Origin of the sequence: Mucilaginibacter sp. CSA2-8R, assembly GCF_038806765.1 — a bacterium.
Lineage (GTDB): Bacteria > Bacteroidota > Bacteroidia > Sphingobacteriales > Sphingobacteriaceae > Mucilaginibacter.
Window position 1 is genome coordinate 4,311,448 of sequence record NZ_CP152389.1, and the last position, 21,288, is coordinate 4,332,735.

General features: G+C 43.6%; 21 protein-coding genes. 8 read left to right on the forward strand and 13 right to left on the reverse strand.

Going from position 1 to position 21,288, the window contains the following annotated elements; translation table 11 throughout:
* Positions 1 to 7 precede the first annotated feature (7 nt).
* The 6 genes from AAGR14_RS18305 to AAGR14_RS18330 form a co-directional block, all read right to left on the reverse strand.
* Positions 8 to 820 (reverse strand): DCC1-like thiol-disulfide oxidoreductase family protein, encoded by an 813-nt coding sequence (locus AAGR14_RS18305; protein WP_342645688.1) that lies wholly within the window; start codon positions 818 to 820, stop codon positions 8 to 10.
* 64 nt (positions 821 to 884) lie between these two features.
* On the reverse strand, positions 885 to 1,241 hold the full coding sequence (locus tag AAGR14_RS18310; protein ID WP_342645689.1) for a hypothetical protein: 357 nt from the start codon (positions 1,239 to 1,241) through the stop codon (positions 885 to 887).
* Between the two features lie 77 nt (positions 1,242 to 1,318).
* Entirely contained in the window at positions 1,319 to 1,825 is a 507-nt protein-coding gene (locus AAGR14_RS18315) for a MarR family transcriptional regulator (protein ID WP_342645690.1), read from the reverse strand.
* A gap of 173 nt (positions 1,826 to 1,998) precedes the next feature.
* A complete protein-coding gene (locus AAGR14_RS18320; RefSeq protein ID WP_342645691.1) occupies positions 1,999 to 3,624 on the reverse strand; it encodes an arylsulfatase in 1,626 nt (541 codons plus the stop codon).
* Positions 3,625 to 3,747: 123 nt separating this feature from the next.
* The gene (locus AAGR14_RS18325; protein ID WP_342645692.1) at positions 3,748 to 4,032 is read right to left on the reverse strand and encodes a hypothetical protein; all 285 of its coding nucleotides are present in this window, start codon (positions 4,030 to 4,032) and stop codon (positions 3,748 to 3,750) included.
* 52 nt (positions 4,033 to 4,084) lie between these two features.
* Positions 4,085 to 4,585, reverse strand: a complete 501-nt coding sequence (locus tag AAGR14_RS18330) for a DinB family protein (RefSeq protein WP_342645693.1) — start codon at positions 4,583 to 4,585, stop codon at positions 4,085 to 4,087.
* 157 nt (positions 4,586 to 4,742) lie between these two features.
* Here AAGR14_RS18330 and AAGR14_RS18335 point away from each other — a divergent pair, with 157 nt between their 5' ends.
* The 3 genes from AAGR14_RS18335 (at position 4,743) to AAGR14_RS18345 (ending at position 6,748) form a co-directional block, all read left to right on the forward strand.
* Positions 4,743 to 5,579 carry an MBL fold metallo-hydrolase gene (locus AAGR14_RS18335; RefSeq protein WP_342645694.1) on the forward strand — a complete coding sequence of 279 codons (837 nt, stop codon included), beginning with the start codon at positions 4,743 to 4,745 and terminating at the stop codon, positions 5,577 to 5,579.
* Positions 5,580 to 5,723: 144 nt separating this feature from the next.
* Positions 5,724 to 6,098 carry a response regulator transcription factor gene (locus AAGR14_RS18340; RefSeq protein ID WP_342645695.1) on the forward strand — a complete coding sequence of 125 codons (375 nt, stop codon included), beginning with the start codon at positions 5,724 to 5,726 and terminating at the stop codon, positions 6,096 to 6,098.
* Positions 6,099 to 6,382: 284 nt separating this feature from the next.
* Entirely contained in the window at positions 6,383 to 6,748 is a 366-nt protein-coding gene (locus AAGR14_RS18345; protein ID WP_342645696.1) for a response regulator, read from the forward strand.
* A 71-nt stretch (positions 6,749 to 6,819) separates the two neighbouring features.
* On the opposite strand, the gene AAGR14_RS18350 is transcribed toward AAGR14_RS18345, so the two are convergent.
* Positions 6,820 to 9,420 (reverse strand): BamA/TamA family outer membrane protein, encoded by a 2,601-nt coding sequence (locus AAGR14_RS18350; protein ID WP_342645697.1) that lies wholly within the window; start codon positions 9,418 to 9,420, stop codon positions 6,820 to 6,822.
* A gap of 278 nt (positions 9,421 to 9,698) precedes the next feature.
* Between AAGR14_RS18350 and AAGR14_RS18355 the strand changes: the two genes are divergently transcribed.
* Together AAGR14_RS18355 and AAGR14_RS18360 are read left to right on the forward strand one after the other, a co-directional pair.
* The gene (locus tag AAGR14_RS18355; RefSeq protein WP_342645698.1) at positions 9,699 to 11,117 is read left to right on the forward strand and encodes an alkaline phosphatase family protein; all 1,419 of its coding nucleotides are present in this window, start codon (positions 9,699 to 9,701) and stop codon (positions 11,115 to 11,117) included.
* Between the two features lie 95 nt (positions 11,118 to 11,212).
* On the forward strand, positions 11,213 to 11,941 hold the full coding sequence (locus AAGR14_RS18360) for a DUF3891 family protein (protein ID WP_342645699.1): 729 nt from the start codon (positions 11,213 to 11,215) through the stop codon (positions 11,939 to 11,941).
* Position 11,942: 1 nt separating this feature from the next.
* On the opposite strand, the gene AAGR14_RS18365 is transcribed toward AAGR14_RS18360, so the two are convergent.
* The 5 genes from AAGR14_RS18365 to AAGR14_RS18385 all read right to left on the reverse strand — a co-directional run bounded on the left by AAGR14_RS18365 (position 11,943) and on the right by AAGR14_RS18385 (position 16,803).
* Positions 11,943 to 12,689 carry a LytTR family transcriptional regulator DNA-binding domain-containing protein gene (locus AAGR14_RS18365; RefSeq protein WP_342645700.1) on the reverse strand — a complete coding sequence of 249 codons (747 nt, stop codon included), beginning with the start codon at positions 12,687 to 12,689 and terminating at the stop codon, positions 11,943 to 11,945.
* A complete protein-coding gene (locus AAGR14_RS18370; protein ID WP_342645701.1) occupies positions 12,686 to 13,720 on the reverse strand; it encodes a histidine kinase in 1,035 nt (344 codons plus the stop codon). The genes AAGR14_RS18365 and AAGR14_RS18370 overlap by 4 nt, the downstream gene beginning before the upstream one ends.
* Before the next feature lie 145 nt (positions 13,721 to 13,865).
* On the reverse strand, positions 13,866 to 14,675 hold the full coding sequence (locus AAGR14_RS18375) for a DUF5668 domain-containing protein (protein ID WP_342645702.1): 810 nt from the start codon (positions 14,673 to 14,675) through the stop codon (positions 13,866 to 13,868).
* A gap of 216 nt (positions 14,676 to 14,891) precedes the next feature.
* The gene (locus AAGR14_RS18380; RefSeq protein WP_342645703.1) at positions 14,892 to 15,941 is read right to left on the reverse strand and encodes an agmatine deiminase family protein; all 1,050 of its coding nucleotides are present in this window, start codon (positions 15,939 to 15,941) and stop codon (positions 14,892 to 14,894) included.
* Positions 15,934 to 16,803 (reverse strand): carbon-nitrogen hydrolase, encoded by an 870-nt coding sequence (locus tag AAGR14_RS18385; RefSeq protein ID WP_342645704.1) that lies wholly within the window; start codon positions 16,801 to 16,803, stop codon positions 15,934 to 15,936. Before AAGR14_RS18385 ends, AAGR14_RS18380 begins: the two co-directional genes overlap by 8 nt.
* Before the next feature lie 229 nt (positions 16,804 to 17,032).
* Here AAGR14_RS18385 and AAGR14_RS18390 point away from each other — a divergent pair, with 229 nt between their 5' ends.
* Together AAGR14_RS18390 and AAGR14_RS18395 are read left to right on the forward strand one after the other, a co-directional pair.
* Positions 17,033 to 17,992, forward strand: coding sequence for a lysylphosphatidylglycerol synthase transmembrane domain-containing protein (locus tag AAGR14_RS18390; RefSeq protein ID WP_342645705.1), 960 nt, complete (start codon positions 17,033 to 17,035; stop codon positions 17,990 to 17,992).
* Between the two features lie 41 nt (positions 17,993 to 18,033).
* Positions 18,034 to 18,738: an SDR family oxidoreductase gene (locus AAGR14_RS18395; RefSeq protein ID WP_342645706.1), complete on the forward strand. Its 705-nt coding sequence runs from the start codon at positions 18,034 to 18,036 to the stop codon at positions 18,736 to 18,738.
* Here the strand turns inward: AAGR14_RS18395 and AAGR14_RS18400 are convergent, their stop codons facing one another.
* Positions 18,739 to 19,677 carry a 1-phosphofructokinase family hexose kinase gene (locus AAGR14_RS18400; protein WP_342645707.1) on the reverse strand — a complete coding sequence of 313 codons (939 nt, stop codon included), beginning with the start codon at positions 19,675 to 19,677 and terminating at the stop codon, positions 18,739 to 18,741. It lies immediately after the preceding gene.
* Positions 19,678 to 19,891: 214 nt separating this feature from the next.
* Between AAGR14_RS18400 and AAGR14_RS18405 the strand changes: the two genes are divergently transcribed.
* Entirely contained in the window at positions 19,892 to 21,229 is a 1,338-nt protein-coding gene (locus AAGR14_RS18405) for a hypothetical protein (protein ID WP_342645708.1), read from the forward strand.
* Positions 21,230 to 21,288: the final 59 nt, after the last annotated feature.

Consider the following 21,288-nt stretch of genomic DNA (forward strand, 5'->3'; position numbering starts at 1 on the left):
GTTTGGTTTAAATAATGACGATGAGAACCAGTAGCCTGTAAATTACCCAGCTTATGGTAAGTGCCCACCCTAAATGGAGCAGCTTGGTACGGCGGATATGCTCTAAAAACATCAGCCCGGCAACAGCCATAAATAATGCGGTGCAAATTATAGATGAGAGAGTTAACATTTTAGCCAGCCACATCACCGGCAGTAAAAGTAACGCGCCTGCAAGCGAAACGGTCATCATGTTACCTAAGTAATCCCATTTTTTAACTGGCGCATAAAGGGCAACTATGATTCCCTGAAAAAGTATTTGCCCGCCGCAGATGAGGTACTCGCGGTACGTATTACCCATCGGGACTACGCCGGTTAAAAAATCAGCATATTGGGTAAGTACGGCACCAACTATCAACCAAGTGATCACCAAATACAGTAAGCGGTAACTTAACCGGAACGCGGGTTGTAAATCATTGCCACCCGCATTATTACCCGGCACTATTACCCTGCGATTGTAAGAAATAAAATTATAAGCTTTTTGCAGCAACCACAGCACCGGCTTACTACTAAAAAAAGGCTTTACTACCGGCACACTATGCGTGATCACCTTTAGCAAACTTTCTACGCCGTAAGTAACCTCACCGGTGTTGGTGTTAATCAGGGCAATTTCATTTACAGCGCGTTGCCTGTCTATCATTGGGCAAACCTCGTCGGGCATTTGCTGGTAACTTGCTCTGCCGGCTGCATCAAGCATGTGCGTATTTACAAATGCTTGTGTATACAGCTTACACATCGGACATTCGGCATCGTAAAAAATGATATGATTTTGCAATGTTTTCATGATGGCTTAAAGTTTGGTTTGACGAGTGTTGACAATTAGACAACTTGTGCGGGATGGGCAGCGCTTACTGATTAACTTGCTGAGCCCGGTTGCGTAGTTTAAAAAAGATGGTAAGGTTGATAAAGTGCATACCGCCCAGTATTAATATAATGCGGCCTAATTTAAAGCTCAGCACTTCTACCACAATGCGGGCATCGGTAATTAATCCGCTTTCTTTGAGCGCCAAACTAATGTAGCCAATGTTGATGAGATAAAAACCCACCAGTAACAACCGGTTAACAGAATCGGCCAGGGGTACGTTACCGTGAAAAATATCGACCAAAAATATACGGCCGTTGTTAAATAAAACTTTGGCTACCCAAACGGTTAAGCTGATGCTTACTAACAAATAAATGGCGTAGGTTACAATAAAATAGTTCATGATAATAGATTTAAAGTTTATATAATATATATTGAATTTTCAGTAATTATTGAAATGTATATTCAAAAAAAATATTCTTACTTGAATATCTTAAAAATAGAACTCCAAAACCAATTCTCTTCAGCTTTCAGCATGGTATCTAAAGTCTTATTCACGTTTTTAGCTAATTTATTGATGTTGGTAACAGAAGTTTTAAAGGTCTTGTACGCCGGGTCTTTTTCATCGCCTTTTACGTCCGACAGTTCATTAAGTATTTTAATCACCGGGTCAAGCTCGCGTTTTTTACGTTCTTGCGCTACCTGACGGGCTATGGCCCAGGTATCTTTTTCGGCATAAAAATATTCTTTACGCTCGCCGGCTTTATGTTGTTTTTCAATCAGACCCCAGCCCATTAAATCGCGCAGGGTCATGTTAGCGTTACCCCGGGATATACTTAACTCTTCCATAATTTCTTCGGTGGTCATAGCAACCGGCGAAATCAGCAATAAAGCATGTACCTGGGCCATGGTGCGGTTAATGCCCCACTCCGACCCCAGCTTACCCCAGGCTTCAATAAACTTTTGTTTACCCTCTGCTAATTCCATATTCAAATGTATAAACAACTTTTTAAACTTTCAAAAGTTTTTGAAAGTTTATTTTAACTTTATGTCAGTTTGCTTAGTCAGATGCTCCATTTATATGTCAACCCATAAAAAACGGCAGCATAATTTATTCATCATGCTGCCGTTGCTTTGTGATACAGGTGTATGCTCAAATGCTAAAACTCATCCCCTTTGCGCTTGTCCAGCTTTTCGAATGGGATTACACCTATGCGGTTAGCCCACTGCTCGTAAAGTTCGGTCAGAGCCTTAACCTTGTCCGGGTTTTGTGCTGCCAAATCATTGGTTTCAGAGCGGTCCTGAACAATGTTGTATAAATGCCATTGGTTGGCCGGATATTCTGATACCAGTTTCCAGTTGCCCTGCCTTACCGCGCGGTTGCCTTCGTGCTCAAAAAACAAGGCGTTGTGCCCCTTCCAGGTTTTACCCTGAATTAAGGGCAGCAAACTGATACCCTCGGTAGGCTTAATGGCATTGTTATGATAAGTTTTAGGATATTGCGTACCGGCTAAATCCAGGCAGGTAGCCATCAAATCCACAATATGCCCGGGCTGCTCGCTTTTTTTGTGTGCTTTAATTACGGCAGGGTAACTTACAATAAATGGCGTAGCTATACCGCCTTCGTACACCCAGTGCTTAAACAGAGTTAACGGCGTATTACTCACATTAGCCCCGGTAAAACCGTAAGCCGTAAACGATGATGGATCGCTGGCTGGTTTTAAATTGGCGGCAATCATCTCGGGGGTAAAACCATTACCTTTGATGCTCTCACTGCTGGCACCATTGTCCGACAAAAACATGATGACTGTATTCTGGTCCTGCCCTGTTTCTTTAAGTGCCTGGCGTATACGACCGATGTTCTGGTCCATACGGTCAATCATAGCTGAGTAGGTAGCCATTTTATCATCCCAGTTTTGCTTTTCCTGCTCAGTTAAGGAGTTCCATTCGGGCACATTTTTATCACATGGCGAAAGCTGCGTAGTACTGTTAATAATGCCTAACTGTTTCATGCGGTTAAATCGTGCTTCACGCAGTTTATCCCAACCCGCCATAAATTTGCCTTTGTACTTGGCAATATCTTCGGGCAGGGCATTAAGCGGCCAGTGCGGAGCGGTAAAAGCCATATATAAAAAGAAAGGCTTTCCAGTGGTTTTGTTATCCTTGATGTATTTTACCGCATAGCCGGCATAAGCATCGGTTGCATAAAAGTTATCGCCGGGCGTATAAGGCTGGTCATCTAATGCTACGGTTAAATGCTGGTTGGGCCGGTAAGGGTGGGTTGGCCTGAAATAACTCCCTGCACCATCAATTAAACCAAAATAATGATCGAACCCGCGTTTTACCGGCCAGTGCTCTTGTGCCGTACCCACATGCCATTTACCGGCCATGTAGGTATTATAGCCACCGCTTTTAAGCGCCTCGGCAATGGTTACACAATTATTATTAAGGTAGCCCTGGTAGGCAGATTCTTTGCGGGTGTTCACCATATCGCCTACCCCGGCCTGGTGCTGGTACAAACCGGTTAACAGCGAAGCACGCGACGGGCAGCAGCGGGAGGCATTATAAAACTGCGTCATCACCAACCCTGTTTTAGCCATGCCATCCAGATTAGGTGTTTGGGTAATGGAGCCAAAACAGCCAATATCTGAGTAACCCATATCATCAGCCAGGATGATGATGATATTAGGCTTCTTTGCGGGCTTAACGGCTGCTTTTTGAGCCCATATGGTTTGCGTACCCCAAAGTAAAAAAGTACTGAGGCAAATAAATTCCTTAAGTTTCATACTTAACCGGTTATTGAATTGGCTTAGCGGTAAATATAAATACTTAGGCTAATCATTTTTTAGTTTAACCAGTTAAGTACAGGATAGTTAACCGCATGGGTGCAATTAACTATCCTGCTCAAATTATGATTGCTGGTATGAGGGATGCCTTACAATTTGTGCAGCTATGCCTAATACTTCGTTACCTGAAAAGGCGGCTACGCCATCGAAGTCAAAATCGCGTTCGCTGCGCAGAGTAATGGTACCCAGCAAGCCGTCTTCCGGTATATCAACGGAGCGCGCCTGTTCGTGGTCAATCCAGTCTAAGGCCGGGTCAACGGCGTAAACTTTAAATACATTGTTTCCGGCCTGCGGTTCTATACGTAACTGCCGCTGGCTCTGCCCTACGGCTACTTCAAAAGTTTCCATATCTGTATGTTTGGTAGTATTGTACAGACACGCCGGCTTTTAAAAAGTTTTTTTATTGCATGGCCGGCATACCCATAGCCGCCCACTCCTCCTGCGACGGGCCATACAAACCAGGTACCGGTAAACCTACCATACGCATAATAATAGTCATCTGGCTGCGGTGATGTGCCTCATGCGAAATCAATACAGACAGCACTGTGCCTTTGCTCCAGTTTTCGCCGTACATGGGTACTTCTTCGGTCAGGTTTTCGTTAGTCCAGCGCTGCTGTACGGCTTCGGTTAAGCGTTGGCTATACTGCTGATAGATAGCGGTTAACTCAGCCATGGTTGCCGGGGCAGGTTGATCTTCTAAAGGGTTTTCATCAAACAAACCGGCCTTTGTTCCCATCTCAGTAATGGTTTCGGTGATGTGCCAGGCTAATCTTTCCAAGCTACGGATGTTGGCGTTGATTTTTACTGTCTTGGTTTCTTCGGTAATGCCCGAAAATATTTTTACGGTGTTAGCCGACTCGTGCTGCCAGTCGGTACTAAAAACTTGAATGTCGCGATACATCGATTGGTGTTTTAATTGATGCAAATTGACTGAATTATTTGCAAAATGCTATTAACCCAATGGATGAAATTTGTAAAAGCTGAAGACGTCTCTCAGAAATATATTTAATTAATCATTAAGTAATGTTGAACAAAAACCAGTTATTTTGTAACCCTTTATGGCATTATTCATCACCTCACTCAATTCGGGCAGCAATGGCAACTGTTATTATGTTGGTAATCAACGCGAAGCTGTGTTGGTTGACGTGGGTTTATCGTGTCGCGAAACCGAGAAACGAATGCTGCGATTAGGGCTTTCCATGCATAAGGTTAAAGCCATCTTTATATCGCACGAACATTCGGACCATATTAAAGGCTTGCCTTTAATTGCTAAAAAGTACCAATTGCCGGTTTATATTACACCAGGCACCCTAAAAAACGGGCGCTTGTTGTTAGAAAACCATTTGGTTAAACCATTGCGAGGTTACGAGCCGGTACAAATTGGCGAGCTAACTATAACCGCCTTCCCTAAGTTTCATGATGCTGCCGAACCACATAGTTTTATCGTCAGTTGCCAAAATGTAAAAGTGGGTGTGTTTACCGATATTGGTTGCCCATGCGAAAATCTCGTCAGCCATTTTAAGCAATGCCATGCAGCTTTCTTAGAAGCTAATTATGATGAAAAAATGCTGGCACAAGGCAATTATCCGTACCATTTGAAACGACGCATTAGCGGAGGTTATGGCCACCTTTCTAACCGGCAGGCCCTGGAACTTTTCAAAACGCATAAGCCGGATTATATGAGCCATTTGCTGCTCGCGCATTTATCAAAAGATAACAACTGCCCCGACTTGGCCCGCAACATGTTTATACCCTACGCTGGCTCAACCCAGGTAATTGTAGCCTCACGTCATGAAGAAACACCGGTGTATAACATTAAACATACGGGCGTTAGCGAAGTGATTGTTCGCAACTACCAGCCACAAAGCCAAACAGTTCAATATCAATTATTTTAAGGCACTTAACGCTTAAAGCAGTTTTATACATTCATAGCTTGCTACGTTGGGATATAAACTGTTGTTATAGAAATTTACACTGCTTTAACTTTTATTTCAAATTAGTTAAGATTTTTATAAGTTTGTTATCACCTACTAGATAACATGCCAAAAAGAATAATGATAGCCGATGACGATCCGGGGATTGTTGACGCGGTGGAAATGATTTTAGATTTTCATGGGTACACAGTTTCTTCTACCTATAATGCTACCGACTTACTGACTATTCGGCCAAATCAATATCCTGATCTTTTGATTTTAGACATCTGGATGCCAGGATGCGACGGCCGTGATATATGCAGGCAACTGAAGATGCAGGATGAAACCCGCCAGATACCCATACTGATGATATCTGCCAGCAAAGACATCAGCGCATCTGCGCTTGAAGCCGGTGCAGATGACTTTTTAGCTAAACCTTTTGACATGCAAGATCTCATTAGCAAGATTGAAATGCTGACCTGTGAACCGGCTGAAGTTTGATTGCAGCGTTCAAATGTAAGCTGTAAGTATCAGCAGTTCGTTGTACTAAGATGTTAGGCCAAATCTTTGCAACCACTTTTTGAAATAGAATTCTTAAATCGTCTTTTAATTACCTGTAGCTTGCTCACAATTCAATGCTTAGGTTATACGCTATTTGCTATGCAGAGTATTTTATTATCTTTGTATATACCGGTAGGAAACAGTGTTCAGCTATTTTATAAATCAGCTTTTTAAACTGCAATTTACGCTCAGCACACCCAGCCCTATTAGCTTTAAATAAATTTATGCTCAAAAAAATATTGGTATTGGATGACAACATGGACATACTCGAAGTAGTTCATGAAGTACTTACCTATGAGCATTTTGAGGTAAACAGCACCTCCGATAGCAAAAACATTGTTACCGTAGCCGAAAACTACCGGCCTGATCTCATCATTCTTGATTATAAGCTGATGGATGATAACGGTGGCGAAATTTGCCGCAGAATTAAATCGCATCATCAATTGCACAAAACTCCGGTCATCATTTTTTCTGCCTACACCAACAAAACCGATTTTTACAGTTTTGGATGCGACGCCGTGATTGCCAAGCCCTTTGACTTAACTGAGCTGATTGACACCGTTAATAGTTGCCTGCAATTAAGCCTTTAGACAGCTAAGCCGATACCATTCTGAGCTTGTACCGGCTTATGTTAATTCACTAAAGGAAGTTAATGCTACTTTTAAAAACGGTATCCCAAATTCACGTATACGAAATGCCCTTCAGTAGACCGCCCGTAAGTAGCCTGAATCAAAAACAGCTCCGCAGGCAGTATAAAAATACCACCGCCATAGCCATCGTGCCATTTAGAGGATGATTCGCCAGGTGTCCAAACCCGGCCAACATCATTAAAACCTATTACGCCGAATGTCCCCGGGAACAGGTAAGCATTAAAATCAAATAGTTTTAACCGGGCCTCAATGTTATTGTACAACATGCTTTTACCGGTAAATCGCCAGGTACGGAAGCCGCGCAGATTATCAGTACCACCCAATTTTAACTGCTGAAAATAATCTGCCTTACCAAAAGTAGTTCCTCCGCCAAAACGGGCTGCTAATACAAAAACAGAATCTCGGTCGGGATTTAAGTAAAAACTAAATTCACTTTGCAATTGACTATACCGGCGGTTTTGCCCGTTAATTTGCTGCAAACCAGTAAGGGTAGTGTTCCAATACACCCCTTTTGTTGTTACCACCTGGTTATCGCGGGTGTCCACTTCGGCACCGGTAACCAAACCGGCATATACTTTACTGCCAAACACATTCTCGCCTGGGTTCTGCGAATCGTAGATGGCTAAATACCGGTTTGCGTTTTCGGAGCCATTGGCATAATAAAATTGCCCGGTAATGCCCCCGCTTACTTTAACCTTACCGTAGGTGTGCGCTAAACGGGCATCGCCATAAACAAAATCATACCTGTTACGAAAAAACTGAATCCGGCTCTTGTCTTTATCGTCGTCGTCATCATTTTTAAAAAAGGTTTCGTTACCCACGCCAAAAAAGTTACTGATGTTGTGCGGACCACGGGAAGTAATTTTAATTAATAAGTCGTTATTACCAATAAGCCCCTTAAAATCGGCATTGTAATTAATCCTGAATGATTGCCGGCCAAATGCATAACTGCCCAAAATTTCCTGACGCCACTCGTAAGGGCTTTTACGAAACCCTTGTTTAGTGTAAGCGTAACCCAGCGTTAAGATAACACCGTAGTCATTATTATACCGCGCTGATATAATAGGCTCGGGCTGGTCATATTGAAAGTTTTTACGGTCGTAAGCAGTTATAGTGCTATCTGTTCCAGTCTTAATTTTAGCCTGGCTCCTTTTTGGAAAAACGTTGGATTCATCCTTACGGTCATAAATGTATAAATTGTGCTTATCATCTACGTTAGGGCTTACGGAGTAAGTATCAACTCCTGGCGCGCCAATCATTCGTATCTTAATAGGCGATTTGCCCGAACCGGTTACCTCATACCTGTCGCCGCCACCAAAACCATACACCCGTAAATCATGCGTAACTTTGGGGTCAAACACCCGCTTGTAAACTTCGCGGCCTAAGCTATTGTCTTTTTTAATGTTGCGCACGGTCAGGCTAACCTTACCGCTGTCAAGCAGTTTAACATCAATCTGCTCATTTTTTTCGCTGGCAGGCACGTCAACCTGGCCTGATATAAAACGGTAATACTCCAACCCCTGCTTGCTCATGTTATTACGCCGAGCAATAGCTGTAGCGATGATCTTTTTACCAGATATTGCAAATATTTGCCTGGGCATCTTACGCACAGCCCGGGATATCACATCATCAGTTAAATGTGTTTGTACATATTGTATTTGTTCTTTCCAATCGTCTTCGTTTAAATCATTTAAAAAATAGCGGTCAAAGTACCTGCCGTTAAAGTTCCATTCGCCTATGCTCCTAATTTCATTTTCATAAGGCTGAAATTTTGCCTTTAAAAACTGGTGCGCCACTATCCAAGGCAATACACCCGAGGTTTTATAATAAACCTGGTCGCGGTCGCGGGGTATAGGCGTGTAAATCGTTTCTTTATTGGTTTTATCTTTATCCCAACGCCACTGGTCGTCGTGGCGGTCCCAATCGCCAATAATCATATCCAGCAACCGTGCACGCAGCACCAGTTTGCTGTCTACTCGCACATCATTATCTTCACGCTGTTTTTTTTGTACCTTTTTGGTATTATCCGTTTTTTCAGACTCTAAAGGTTCGCGCTCTTCAAAAAGGTAAACACTATTTTTGTAATCTTTTCTAAACTGACCTAAAACGGGATCGTCGCCTACGTAAACTATTTCGGGATTGGAGTGAGGGATTTCCAAGGCATCGGCCATGACAGGCACAGTTAATGAGGCAAACGGGTTTGCCGTACTGGTTTGGTCCTGGATGATGGCCTTAGCCAAACCCTTGCGCAAATTAGGTGGCAACACCCTCTCAGGATATTTCTGTACAGAGCGCAGCACCCATTCCTGCCCGGTTTTATCAACCAGGCGCAAAGATTTGGTTTGCATACCGCCACCCTTTTCCTCTACTTTCAGGCCGCCTTTTTCCTGCGCTAATTTGATGATACGTACTTTAACCGGCGTTGCCCACTCTTTACGGTAATTGCTACCCAGCATTAAGCGGTGAAAGCCATTTACGTGGTTGTATTCCGGTTCAATGGCTACAGTAATACTGTCGGCCGCTTTTTTGGCCTGGCTGTACGTAGCCAGTGGCAGCAAACCCATTACGGCCACTATATTTATAAAAGTAACACAATGTTTTTTTAAGAGCATCGAGATATAATTGGCTGGTTGTTAAGTGTGAAAATGTGAACCGCCCTTGAATGTAAGCTATAACACAAATTTGATACTTTTGTGCGAACCACAGCGCACTTCGTCTATAATTTTTATCCACAGCGTTAAGGGTAGTTTACGATTTTTTACTCTTGTTAGTTCTACATTGGTTACACCATTAATTAATTGAGAGCAACATTTAGTAAATTTAGATATAAGCTTGACTGATTGAACCTTTGTTAATTAGCAAGATTAGCAAAAAACACCCGGAATTATTAATGCTACAAAAAAAACGAACCCTATTTTACCTGGTTGATGGCGCACACAGTGAGATCATGCCCGAACTGATAAATCAGGGGTTGCTGCCTAATATTAAAAGAATTATAGACGAGGGTACGTACCGTAAGGCTACAACCTGCTTCCCGTCTACCACCGGCCCTGCTTATTTACCTTTTTTAACCGGACACTTCCCGGGCACCATGGGCATTACCGGCATCCGCTGGTTTGACAAAACGGAGTTTAAACGAACCCGGTGGAATAAAAATGCCATGCGCTCTTATTGCGGCCCCGAGGCTGCCTGGTTTAATACCGATATGCCGGCTGATAAGCCTACACTGTTTGAACTCATGGGCGAATCGTATAATTTGTATAACATGATTACCCGCAATGTGCCTGACGAATACGACTTAGGTAAAAAAGGTAAAGGTTGGCTATACACCCGTGCCCATTTCTTAAAAAGACACCATCCGGTTGATTTGCAGGGCCATCAGCGTATCATGAACATGCTGCACTCAGGCAAAGATTTTGATTTTTTATTTGCCGTTTTCCCGAGCGTAGATTGGGACTCACATTACCACCATGTACATGATTTACGCACTATTGAAGCTTATAAAATTGTGGATGACAGTTTGGGCGAAGTAAGAGCCCTGCTGGAGAAAAAGGGTTGGTGGAATGATACGTTATTTATTCTGACTTCCGACCATGGTCTTACCCCTACTACCCAACATTTAGATTTGGGCGACTGGATGACCAATAACGGACTCAAGTCGGTTTACTATCCTACCATCTGGAAAAGCAATCCCAAATCGGCCGTAATGATCTCCGGTAACTCGTTTGGCAGCATTCATCTGCTTAACCATGATGGCGACCATGTTTTGCGCGAACGCGAAATATTAACAACCATGGGGTCGTCTCGCCTGGAAAGTTTAATTGCAGAAAAGGCAGTAGATTTTGCCATATACCGCGGTGATGAAGCGCAAAGTTACATAGTACATAATGCGGTAGGCAAAGCTACGGTAAGGGTTACCGGAGATACGTTTAGCTATGACCCGGAAAGCGCTGACCCGCTCAAATTAGGAAATAATATCAGGGCCGTGGGGCACCGCGAAGCTTTAGAAGCAACATTTGATAGTGAATATCCAGATTCATTATACCAAATTCATCAGCTATTCAGGAGTCGCAGAGCGGGCGATATTGTGGTAAGCGCCCGTGTGGGCCATGATCTTCGAGACTTTTGGGAATACCCGGAGCACTTAGGTTCACATGGTTCGCTGCACCGCTCACATATGCATGTACCGCTTGTTTACAATCAGAAAAACTGGCACACTCACTCAGCCCGTACTGCCGACTTATTTAACAGCATTCTGAAATGGAAAGACATCTTTCCGAAAAGCTCTGAGGGCGAGGCTTTATATTGATTGCTCTACCGTTGCAGACAACCATTTATTAAATTTCTTAACACATTATATATTGATTTACAGTTTAGCTCTTTGATAATGATTAAACTGTTAGCATGATTGTTAATTACACACAGCAAGGATGGGAAATTATAACTCAACGTGCACACGGTGTATTGGCGGCACAACTGGCGGCTCATTGGGCTGTTAAAGAACGCCCCAAACGCTGGACGGAAACCCTGCTGGCCATTGCCGAGCACGATGATGCCCGTACTGAACTGGAGTCGAACATTCTGCTTACCCCGCAGGGTGGTCCGCTAAACTTTGACATGCATTTATTTGACCCCGAGCATTGCCGGTGCCTGAGTAACTTTTCGTTATCAAAAAGCCGTTACATTGCTTTGCTTACTTCCATGCACATGGCCTTTTTGTACAAGAAAGAAGAAAGCAGCAACCCCTTGGTTAAACCCTTTTTGCAGGAGCAGGCAAAACTGCAAAAACAATGGCTTGATGATTTAAGCATCAGCCCAACCGAAGCCAACCGTATTTATCATTTATTGGAATGGTGTGATGCCTGCTCCTTATTACTATGCCGTAATGAGGTACAACCCGAACAGCGGGACATTGAAGTGAGCCAGGGCCCGGCCAAACGTAAATACAAGATGCAGCAGTTAGCCGATGGACGATTAACCATCAAGCCATGGCCTTTTGATACTGACAGCTTTGAGATACAGGTGGAAAAACGACTGCTACAACAACTTCAGTTTAGCAGCAACGATGAATTTAAAGCATGTTTTTTAGCAGCTCCCGCAACCGAAGTAGTTTGGAAATTGGCAAAAACTTAAATTATATACCCAACACCTGTTTTAGCTTCATGTAGCCTGTTTTACTTACCGGTATGCGGGCACCCGATTTAAGAATGGCCAGGTGGGTATCTTTTTCGTACGGGTCGATACGAGTGATTTCTGATATCCGGATCATGTATGAGCGATGTACCCGTACAAATTGCCGGGCATCTAAAGTTTGCTCAAAAAAGCTCATCGTTTTATTTTTAAGAAACGACCCTTCGGTGGTGTGTATACTCACGTAGTCATCATCAGCTGCCAGATATTCTACATCATGCACCGGGATGATTTTAACTTTGGTACCTGTTTTTACCACAATACGCTCGTGCTGTGCCGGCGATTGCGAAGCGCTGTCTAACAAAGCTTCGGTAGCTTTGGCGGCAGGTGCCGTACCGCTTTGCGACAGGTATTTCTCTACCGCCTTGTTAAACCGGTCGCGGCTGAAAGGTTTTAAAAGATAATCTACCGCGTGGGCTTCAAAGGCTTTGATAGCGTATTCGTCAAAAGCGGTAGTAAAAATTACCTGCGGCGGCTGCTCTACCAGTTCCAGCATTTCAAAGCCGTTTATCTTGGGCATTTGCACGTCCAAAAAAATCAAATCGGGCTGATACTGCATAATTGCCTTAATACCTTCAAAACCATCACCACACTCCTGCATTACCTGCAACTGACTGTTAAAGGGCTGTAAATATTCCAGCACCACCATGCGGGCCAATGGCTCATCATCAATAATCAGTACGCGCTTCATGCCTGAGGTATCTTTATCATGATGGTAAATATATCATCATTTTGGAAAGTTTCAACCAGGTCGTTACGGGCAAACAGCAAATAAAGGCGGCGTTGTATCCCCCGTATGCCAAAACCGGTACCATGCCGCGGCCGGGCTGTTTGCGGGTCATAAGGGTTTTGCACCATGACAGACAGGTAGTTGTCGTCCATCTCGGCACGGATGCTAATGGTTACCTCGCCGGTGGTATCATATAAACCAAACTTAATGGCATTCTCAACAATGGGCTGCAATAATAGTGGCGGCAGCATGCTTTTGTTACAACGTTCGTCGCAGCTTATCTCAGTTTGCAAACGATGCCCGAAACGTACTTTCTCAATATCCAGGTAGAGGTTCAGGTGCTGTAATTCTTCGCTTAAAGTTACCTGCTGCTGGTCGTCTTTTTTTAGCGTACCGCGTAAAAAGTCTGACAGTTGGTGTATCATCCGACGGGCTTCATCGGGTTTAAAACCGATTAACGCATTGATAGAGTTTAGGCTGTTAAACAAAAAATGGGGTTGCAATTGCTGGCGTAAGTTGTAAAGTTCGGCATCGCGGGCCAGTTTTTCGGCTTCGGCCTTACGCCTTTCATTTTCTTTCTGGTCTTGCTGTACATACCAAATCAGGCTAATCATGGCCATCCAGCCAATAGCCAGAAAGCTGGTTACAAATCGTAAAATGAGCGATTGCTTTAAAAACACGCCAAAGGTATCGCCAACATTTAAGTGTGGTAATATCCACCAAACAGATGCTGTACAGGCTGCCGCCAGCACTAAACACCATATCAGTAAGTTGATATAGCTGCCTTTACCGGGCTGGTAATAACGTAGGTTGTTGTCAATAAGCCAGCAGGCGGCGCCAAGCGGCACAATGCTAACGGCACTATCAACAGCGGCCACATACCAATCGAAGCCGAAATCGTGTATCAAATATAAATGAGCGGCCATCCAGGTAACCCCGCCTATAACCAAAGCGAGGTTAAACCTTCTAAATACCGTTAATGAAGCAGCCATTTAACAGAATTGTAAATTGAGGTTGAGTTGAAATTTGCTTTTTGACTATCCTACCGGAGCAGCAAAAAAGGCAATGATTAACTTTAAAATAGTGTAAATGCTGACGATGATGAGATACCAGTTCATGATTGCTGTACTTTAAAGGTTAAAAACTACGTACATCTACTCCTCCAAAAATGGATGTACCTTTCAATACCAATATTTTATCAGGGCTTTGAGCACCTGCGTTGCTGAAGCGTTTATCGTCAATGCCGGCAAATATGGCGGCAATGTCCGAGCGTACCTGCCAGTGCGGGGGCACCAGCAGTTTCACACCGCCAAACACCTGGGTAATGTCAATCATCACAATACCGTTAATGTCGGCACGGGTAAAATCAAGCTCGGCACCACCGAATATGTTTACGATTTCGCCCCCCTTAAAATCTTTGGAAAGGATGGTTTTCTTGATACCGCCAAATACAGAAACGGCATCCAGGTAATTATCGCCAAGCGGGTCGTTAGCGAAAGTTCCCTGGTTAGTTTCAGTGCCTTCGGGCTTTACTACATAATCGGCCTCAGGAGCAAAATCAAACTTTACTTCTTCTTTTTTCTGTGCCCAATTTTTCATGTGCGCCGGCGTCTGATTGCGTTTGATGATTAACCAAATACCCATGCCCATAATGGCTAACGGCCAGAAATAAGCCCGTAAATTCAATGCTGGTATCAGGCGTCCGGATAAAAATATTACCCCAATAACCACCATTACCAACCACGACGGATTTTTAAAATCGTGTTTGAAGCCGCTAAACAATCCTATCACGATTAATAACATCGGCCAGCTAAACACCCAGTCCGGAAAAAAGAAAAAAGAAAACTGGCGTATCAGCAACAAGGTGCCCAAAACCAGAAAAATCAGTCCGATAAAAACTTTGCCGTTATTTTTCGGACGATTGGCATATGATGATTCGATACTCATGGTTATGTGTTTTGATGATGTAAAACTATAGCATATGTTAACGCTTACCTATAGTGAATAGGTTACCGGAGCAACATCCTCGGTAAAACGTATCATTTTATCGGTGAAAATTTTTGCCGATTGTTTTTTTGAATTGAAAGAGTCCGCGAACGCGAAACGACATAAACGAAAACAGCCCGGTTGATGACCGGGCCGCTGCTATTTTGAAAGGAAATGTTACACTTCAGGTTCCTGCTGACTCAAGCAATGAAAACTGCCCAAACCCCAGATAATATTGGTCGAGTCGATACCTACCACCTTACGGTCGCTAAAGCATTGCTGCAATATATCCAACGCCTTATCATCACTGGCGCAACGATAAGTAGGTACTACTACGGCGGCGTTACTGATGTAAAAGTTGGCATAAGAGGCTGGCAACAATTGGTCTTCGTGAATTACTGGTGTAGGCATCGGTAATTCTACGATGTTTAACTGCTTGCCGTTAAGCAAACGCATATTTTTAAGCGACTGAAGATTTTCCTGCAAAATGTGATAGTTCTCGTCGTTTTTGTTTTCTTCAACAACGGTAACTACGGTGTCTTCGTTCACAAAGCGGGTAATATCGTCGATATGCCCGTCGGTATCATCACCTATAATACCATCACCCAACCATAACACCTGCTCTACCCCATAATAGTTTTGCAGGTGTTCTTCAATTTGCTGCTGGTTAAGATGTGGGTTACGGTTTTCGTTTAATAAACAAGCTGTGGTGGTTAGCACTGTACCCTTGCCGTTAAAATCAACCGAACCACCTTCCATCACAATACCCGGGTAATAAACCGGTAAATCAAAATGCTCGGCAATACGAGTTGGTATCACGTCGTCTAAATCAAACGGTGGATATTTACCACCCCAGGCATTGTAACCCCAGTCTACCACTACTTTTTGCTTAGTGTCAGGGTTTATTAAAAACGCCGGACCATGGTCGCGACACCAGGCATCATTAGTCGGGAACTCAAAAAATTGGATGCGATTTAAATTAACTCCTACCTGCTGCAAGTGCTGTTTGGCAAAATCAGCCATTTGCTGGTTAGCCACGTTGATGCGCACTAATTCGCCAACTGCAACTTCTTTAATAAATTCGCAATACTTGGCATAAATAGTATCAATTTTACCGGGCCACGAGGCTTCTTTATGCGGCCAGCTTAACCAGGTAGCCGTATGCTTAGCCCATTCGGCCGGGAAGGTAAAACCTTTTCCGGCGGGAGCATTTTCTAACTTATTCATCGTCCAACAGTCGTTTAGTGATGGGCTGATAAGTTTCTACTCGCCTGTCGCGCAGGAAAGGCCAGTGCGTGCGGTAGTAGTCAGTTTTCGACAAATCTAAATCAACCACGGTCACCTGCTCTTCCTGGTGGTCGCCCTGGAAAATAACTTTTCCGAAAGGGTTAGACACAAAGGAGCCACCCCAGAATTTCAGGCCAACTTCTTCGCCTACCCGGTTAACGCTTACCACGTGTACTCCGTTAGCTACCGAATGTGAGCGCTGTATGGTTTGCCATGCATTGTATTGCTCGGTATTGGTGTCCACATCCTGCGTAGATGCCCAGCCAATAGCGGTTGGATAAAATAATATTTCGGCACCCATTAAAGCAGTGATACGGGCAGCTTCCGGATACCATTGGTCCCAGCAAATCAATACACCGATTTTTGCAAATTTGGTTTTGAATACTTTATAACCTAAATCGCCGGGAGTAAAGTAAAACTTCTCATAAAAGCCCGGATCGTCGGGGATGTGCATTTTGCGATACTTACCCAGGTAAGCACCGTCAGCATCCAACACCGCAGTGGTATTATGATACAAACCTTGCGTACGTTTTTCAAACAAAGAGGCTATAATTACTACGCCCAGTTCGGCAGCTACCTTCGAAAGCTCATCGGTAGATGGGCCCGGAATAGCTTCGGCTAACTGAAAGTTGTCGTAATTTTCCTCGTCACAAAAATACAATGAGGTAAAAAGCTCCTGCAAGCACACAATCTGCGCACCTTTGGCGGCTGCTTCGCGTACCTTTTCAATAGCTTTATGTAAATTTTGCTGTTTATCAGCCGTACAGCTCATCTGTACCAAACCTACTTTTACTTTGCTCATGGGCTTTAAAAATTTGCGCAAAAATACGTATTCTGTATTAATTACTAATGCAACGCCTGCAATACTTGTGCCGTGGCTTCAGTTATTACATACAGATGTATTTCTATAAAAACCCCTTCCAAAATACCTTTATCAATTAATAACGTAAACGCATCAATCACTCATAAAGAGATAAGCTTTTACCAAAATAAGCCGGTTTAATTTGTTTTTCATAATTTTGCGGGCATCAATGATAGCTAAAGAAAAAGCTGCCAAGCCCAAAACCTGGAAAGACACGCTCTGGAGCGTTACCAAACTATTGCTCAAAATTGCAGTAACCTCTGCCTTACTTTATTACGTATTCAGCAAGATTGAAATAGGAAAAGTTAAAGGTTTAATTGCCCAATCTAACCCCTGGTGGATGGTTGCGGCACTGCTCTGTTTTTTTACATCAACTATTGTATCAGCCTCGCGGTTACTGAGTTATTTTAAGTCTATCCACCTTAGACTGGATATTCGCTTTAACATAAGACTATACCTGTTAGGTATGTTCTATAACCTTTGCCTGCCGGGTGGCATTGGCGGCGACGGCTATAAAATTTATTTGCTTAACCAGCGATATAATCTGCCGGCTAAAAAAGTGTTTTGGGCTATCTTGTTCGACAGGCTGAGCGGCTTTTGGGCTATAGGGTTTATTACCATGGCACTTATTTTATTTGTGCCGCAAATACATATTCACATTGCTATTCCGCTAAGTGTATTTTTAGGTGGAACGGCCGTTTACTACTTAGTAATGCGCCGTTTTTTTAAAGAGTATACTCATTACTTTTTTGAGGCACACTTCAAGGCACTGGGCGTGCAGTCGTTACAGGTACTTACCATATTGCTTATTTTACTGGGCTTACATTTTAACGGTAAGTTTGCTCCTTATTTGCTTAGTTTTTTAATGTCGTCGCTGGCAGCCGTGTTTCCGTTTACTTTAGGCGGATTAGGCGCACGCGAGTATATATTTACCTGGTTATCAGGCATATTTCATATGAACGCCAGTTTGGCGGTGTTTGTAAGTTTGTCTTTTTACGTAGTATCAGCTATCGTATCGCTGATAGGCGTGTATTACGTTTTTAATGAAAACAAATTACAGGAAGGCCTGCCACCTATTGTAATTGAGGATGACACCGAAGAAGAGCAAGCTAAACCAAACCTGAGCTAATGATAGATGTTAGCTTAAAACCTTTATAATTTTAGTGTACCATGAACATCGTAATCACTGGAGCAAGCAGCGGCGTAGGGTTTGAAGCAGTATTGGAACTCATTTTACAGAATCACCACCACGTGATTGCCTTGGCGCGCTCGCAGGATAAACTTACCCGTTTATTAGAAATTGCCAAAGGCTTAAACCCCGATTGTACGCTTTACCCCATAGCCTTTGACATTGTACACGATGAATATGCAGGTTTGCAACAGTTTATCAACACCCATTTTGAGGGCAAAGTAGATGTGTTGATTAACAACGCCGGTACTTTGATAAACAAACCTTTTGAAAAACTAGACGAAGGCGACTTTATAGAAATGCTGCAAAGCAATTACATTGGCCATGTGCGGATGATACAAAACCTGTTACCCCAAATTACCCAGGGAGGACATATAGTAAACATTGGCAGTATGGGCGGTGTACAGGGTAGCGTAAAATTTGCCGGCTTAGCGGCGTACTCTGCCAGTAAAGGCGCTTTACATACTTTAACCGAATGTTTGGCTTTAGAATTGAAAGACAGGCAAATCAATGTGAACTGCCTGGCCCTGGGCTCGGCCCAGACTGAGATGCTGGAACAAGCTTTTCCGGACTACCAATCGCCGGTAATGGCGTTTGAAATGGGTAAATACATTGCCGACTTTGCCACTACAGGGCATAAGTTTTTTAACGGAAAAATTTTACCGGTTGCGGTAACTACGCCGTAACTATTTCATTTTGTTCATCATTTGCTGAAACAGCTTTTCGGCATCTGCTTTATTAAACAGCTCGGGGCCAGGGTTCATGGTGGCTGCACTACCGCAGGCAATACCCATGCGTATCGTCTGGCGTATGTCCATGCCTTTTTCGCAGGCATAAACCATTCCGGCCACCATACTATCGCCGGCGCCAACCGTGCTGCGCTTTTCTACCTGCGGTGCCTCAACATACTCGCTAAAGCCACGGGTAGCCACGTAAGCGCCTTGTGCACCTAATGATACTACGATAATCTGGCATTTACCTTTGCCTATAATCTGTTGTGCTGCGGCTTCAACCGCGCTAATATCCTTAATATCAATCCCGGTAAGTTTGCTTAGCTCTGCCTGGTTGGGTTTGAGTAAATAAACGCCCTCTTCTACCGCATATTTTAATGCGTCGCCCGAGGTATCAACAATTAGCCTGGCTTCATTCTGTTGTGCTATGCGGGCAACTTTAGCTAAAAAATCAGCACTTAAACCCGGCGGCATACCTCCGCTAACCACCATAAATTTGGGTTTGGGTAACAGCTTTTTTATAACACTGAGTATTTCGCGCTCTTCTTTGGGTAACAACTCTACGGCAGGCATTCCAAAACGATACTCCTCGTGCACCTCGCGGTTGATGACGATAAAGTTTTCTCGGGTCATTTTTTCGGTAAGCACCGGCATTTGGTTAATGTGCTCTGCCCTGAGCAAGTCTTGCAAATGCTGACCGGTTAAACCTCCTGACGGGAATATAGCCAGTGACGTTAAATTCAGCCGTTTCAGTCCGCGCGACACATTGATACCGCCACCTCCGGCTTCAAACCGGGGCTCAATGCAAATCAGTTTTTGATCGGCTATAATTTTATCAACTGTGGTACTTTTATCAACTACTGGGCTCAGCGTAAGGGTTATAATGTGTTTCATGCAGATTTAGGCAATATTACATGCGTTGTAATATAGTTTATCTTCCGGAGCAGATAAAATGAAAAATATGCCTTAGCTCTCTAACTTATTGCCTTCGCTGCACTGATCCGAACTTTCAGTTTCTTGACCTTGTACAGACTTATTACGTCAAACAATTTGTCGGCATTTTAATTCTACAACTTAATTGTTTGTGTTAAATATCAAGAGTATAGTTTTGAGTAAACGCTTTATTTATACCTGTAAAAAGCTTTGGTTAACGCCGTTTGTTCTGTTTGCTTTGTTAATTGGTGGCTGCCAATTTGCCTTTGCACAAACAGCACCTGTTGACTCGCTGAAGGCCGACTCGTTGCGCCGGTTGCAAACTAAACGTACCCGCGTAGTCGACACGTTATACAAGCAGTACGACTTTGGCGATTTAGTTAACACCATTGTGCACCCTCATCGCAAGCCCGATTCATTAAAAAAAAAATCGGGCATTACTGTTGTGCCTAATATAGCCTCTAACCCGAGTATCGGTTTTCAGCTTGGCATCAAAGCGGTGGCCGGACGTAAACTGGGTAACGACCCTAACACGCTGCTATCAGTGGCGGCTACATCAGCTTCTTACACAACCAAAAAAATCATTTATTTTTACATCAATCATAATGTGTTTACTCCTGGCAATAAATGGAATTTGCAGGGCAGCCTGGTGGTAGCTAAAACCGTTACCCCCGATTTTGGCTTGGGTATAGGGCAATCCAATAATGGTAGTATTGAAGACCAGGCTCTGGTTAATGCCGACCGAAAGCCTTTTGCTTATAACTCGATGTTCTATGCTTTCCGCGAAAAGGTTTATAAAAATGTAGCCAAGAATCTTTTCGTCGGGGCCGGCGTATCTTTTGATATCCGGAGAAATATTGAAGACAAACGAGCAACCACCGCACTAACACCATATAATATTTACAATGAACGCTACGGTTTTAACGGCAGCAGCTACAGCGCTAACGGATTGATTTTGAGTGCCGAATATACCACACGCGACAACCAGAACCGCGCTTACAAGGGCATTTATGCCGATGCAGGTTTGAGGGTAAACCAAAGCTGGATAGGCAGCAGCCGCAACGCAACCATATTTACGACAGACTTTCGTAAATACTTTAGTTTGTCGCACCGCAACCCCGAACATGTGATTGCTTTGTGGAACTGGGGCTCATACGTAGTAACCGGTGCAGTGCCTTACCTCGAGCTGCCGGGTACGGCTAAAGACCCAAGCTTGCGCAGCGGCCGGGGCTATACCGTTGGTTATTTTAAAGGCACGCAATTTAACTACTCGGAGGCCGAATACCGTTTCCCGATTACCCGCAATAAATTTATCAGCGGCGTAGCGTTTGCCAACGTGCAAACAGCCAAAGATGGTGTTGGAACTGAACTGTTTGAAAAATGGCAGCCAGGGGGTGGAGGCGGTTTACGGATATTGTTTAATAAAGCTACCCGAACCAACTTGTGCCTTGACTATGCGTTTGGTAAATATGGATCGAAGGGATTCTTTTTGGGGCTAAACGAGGCTTTCTAAACAGCAAGGTAAGAGCCTGCAAATTATCCTGAACTGGCGACTTCTTATTTCAATAGCAG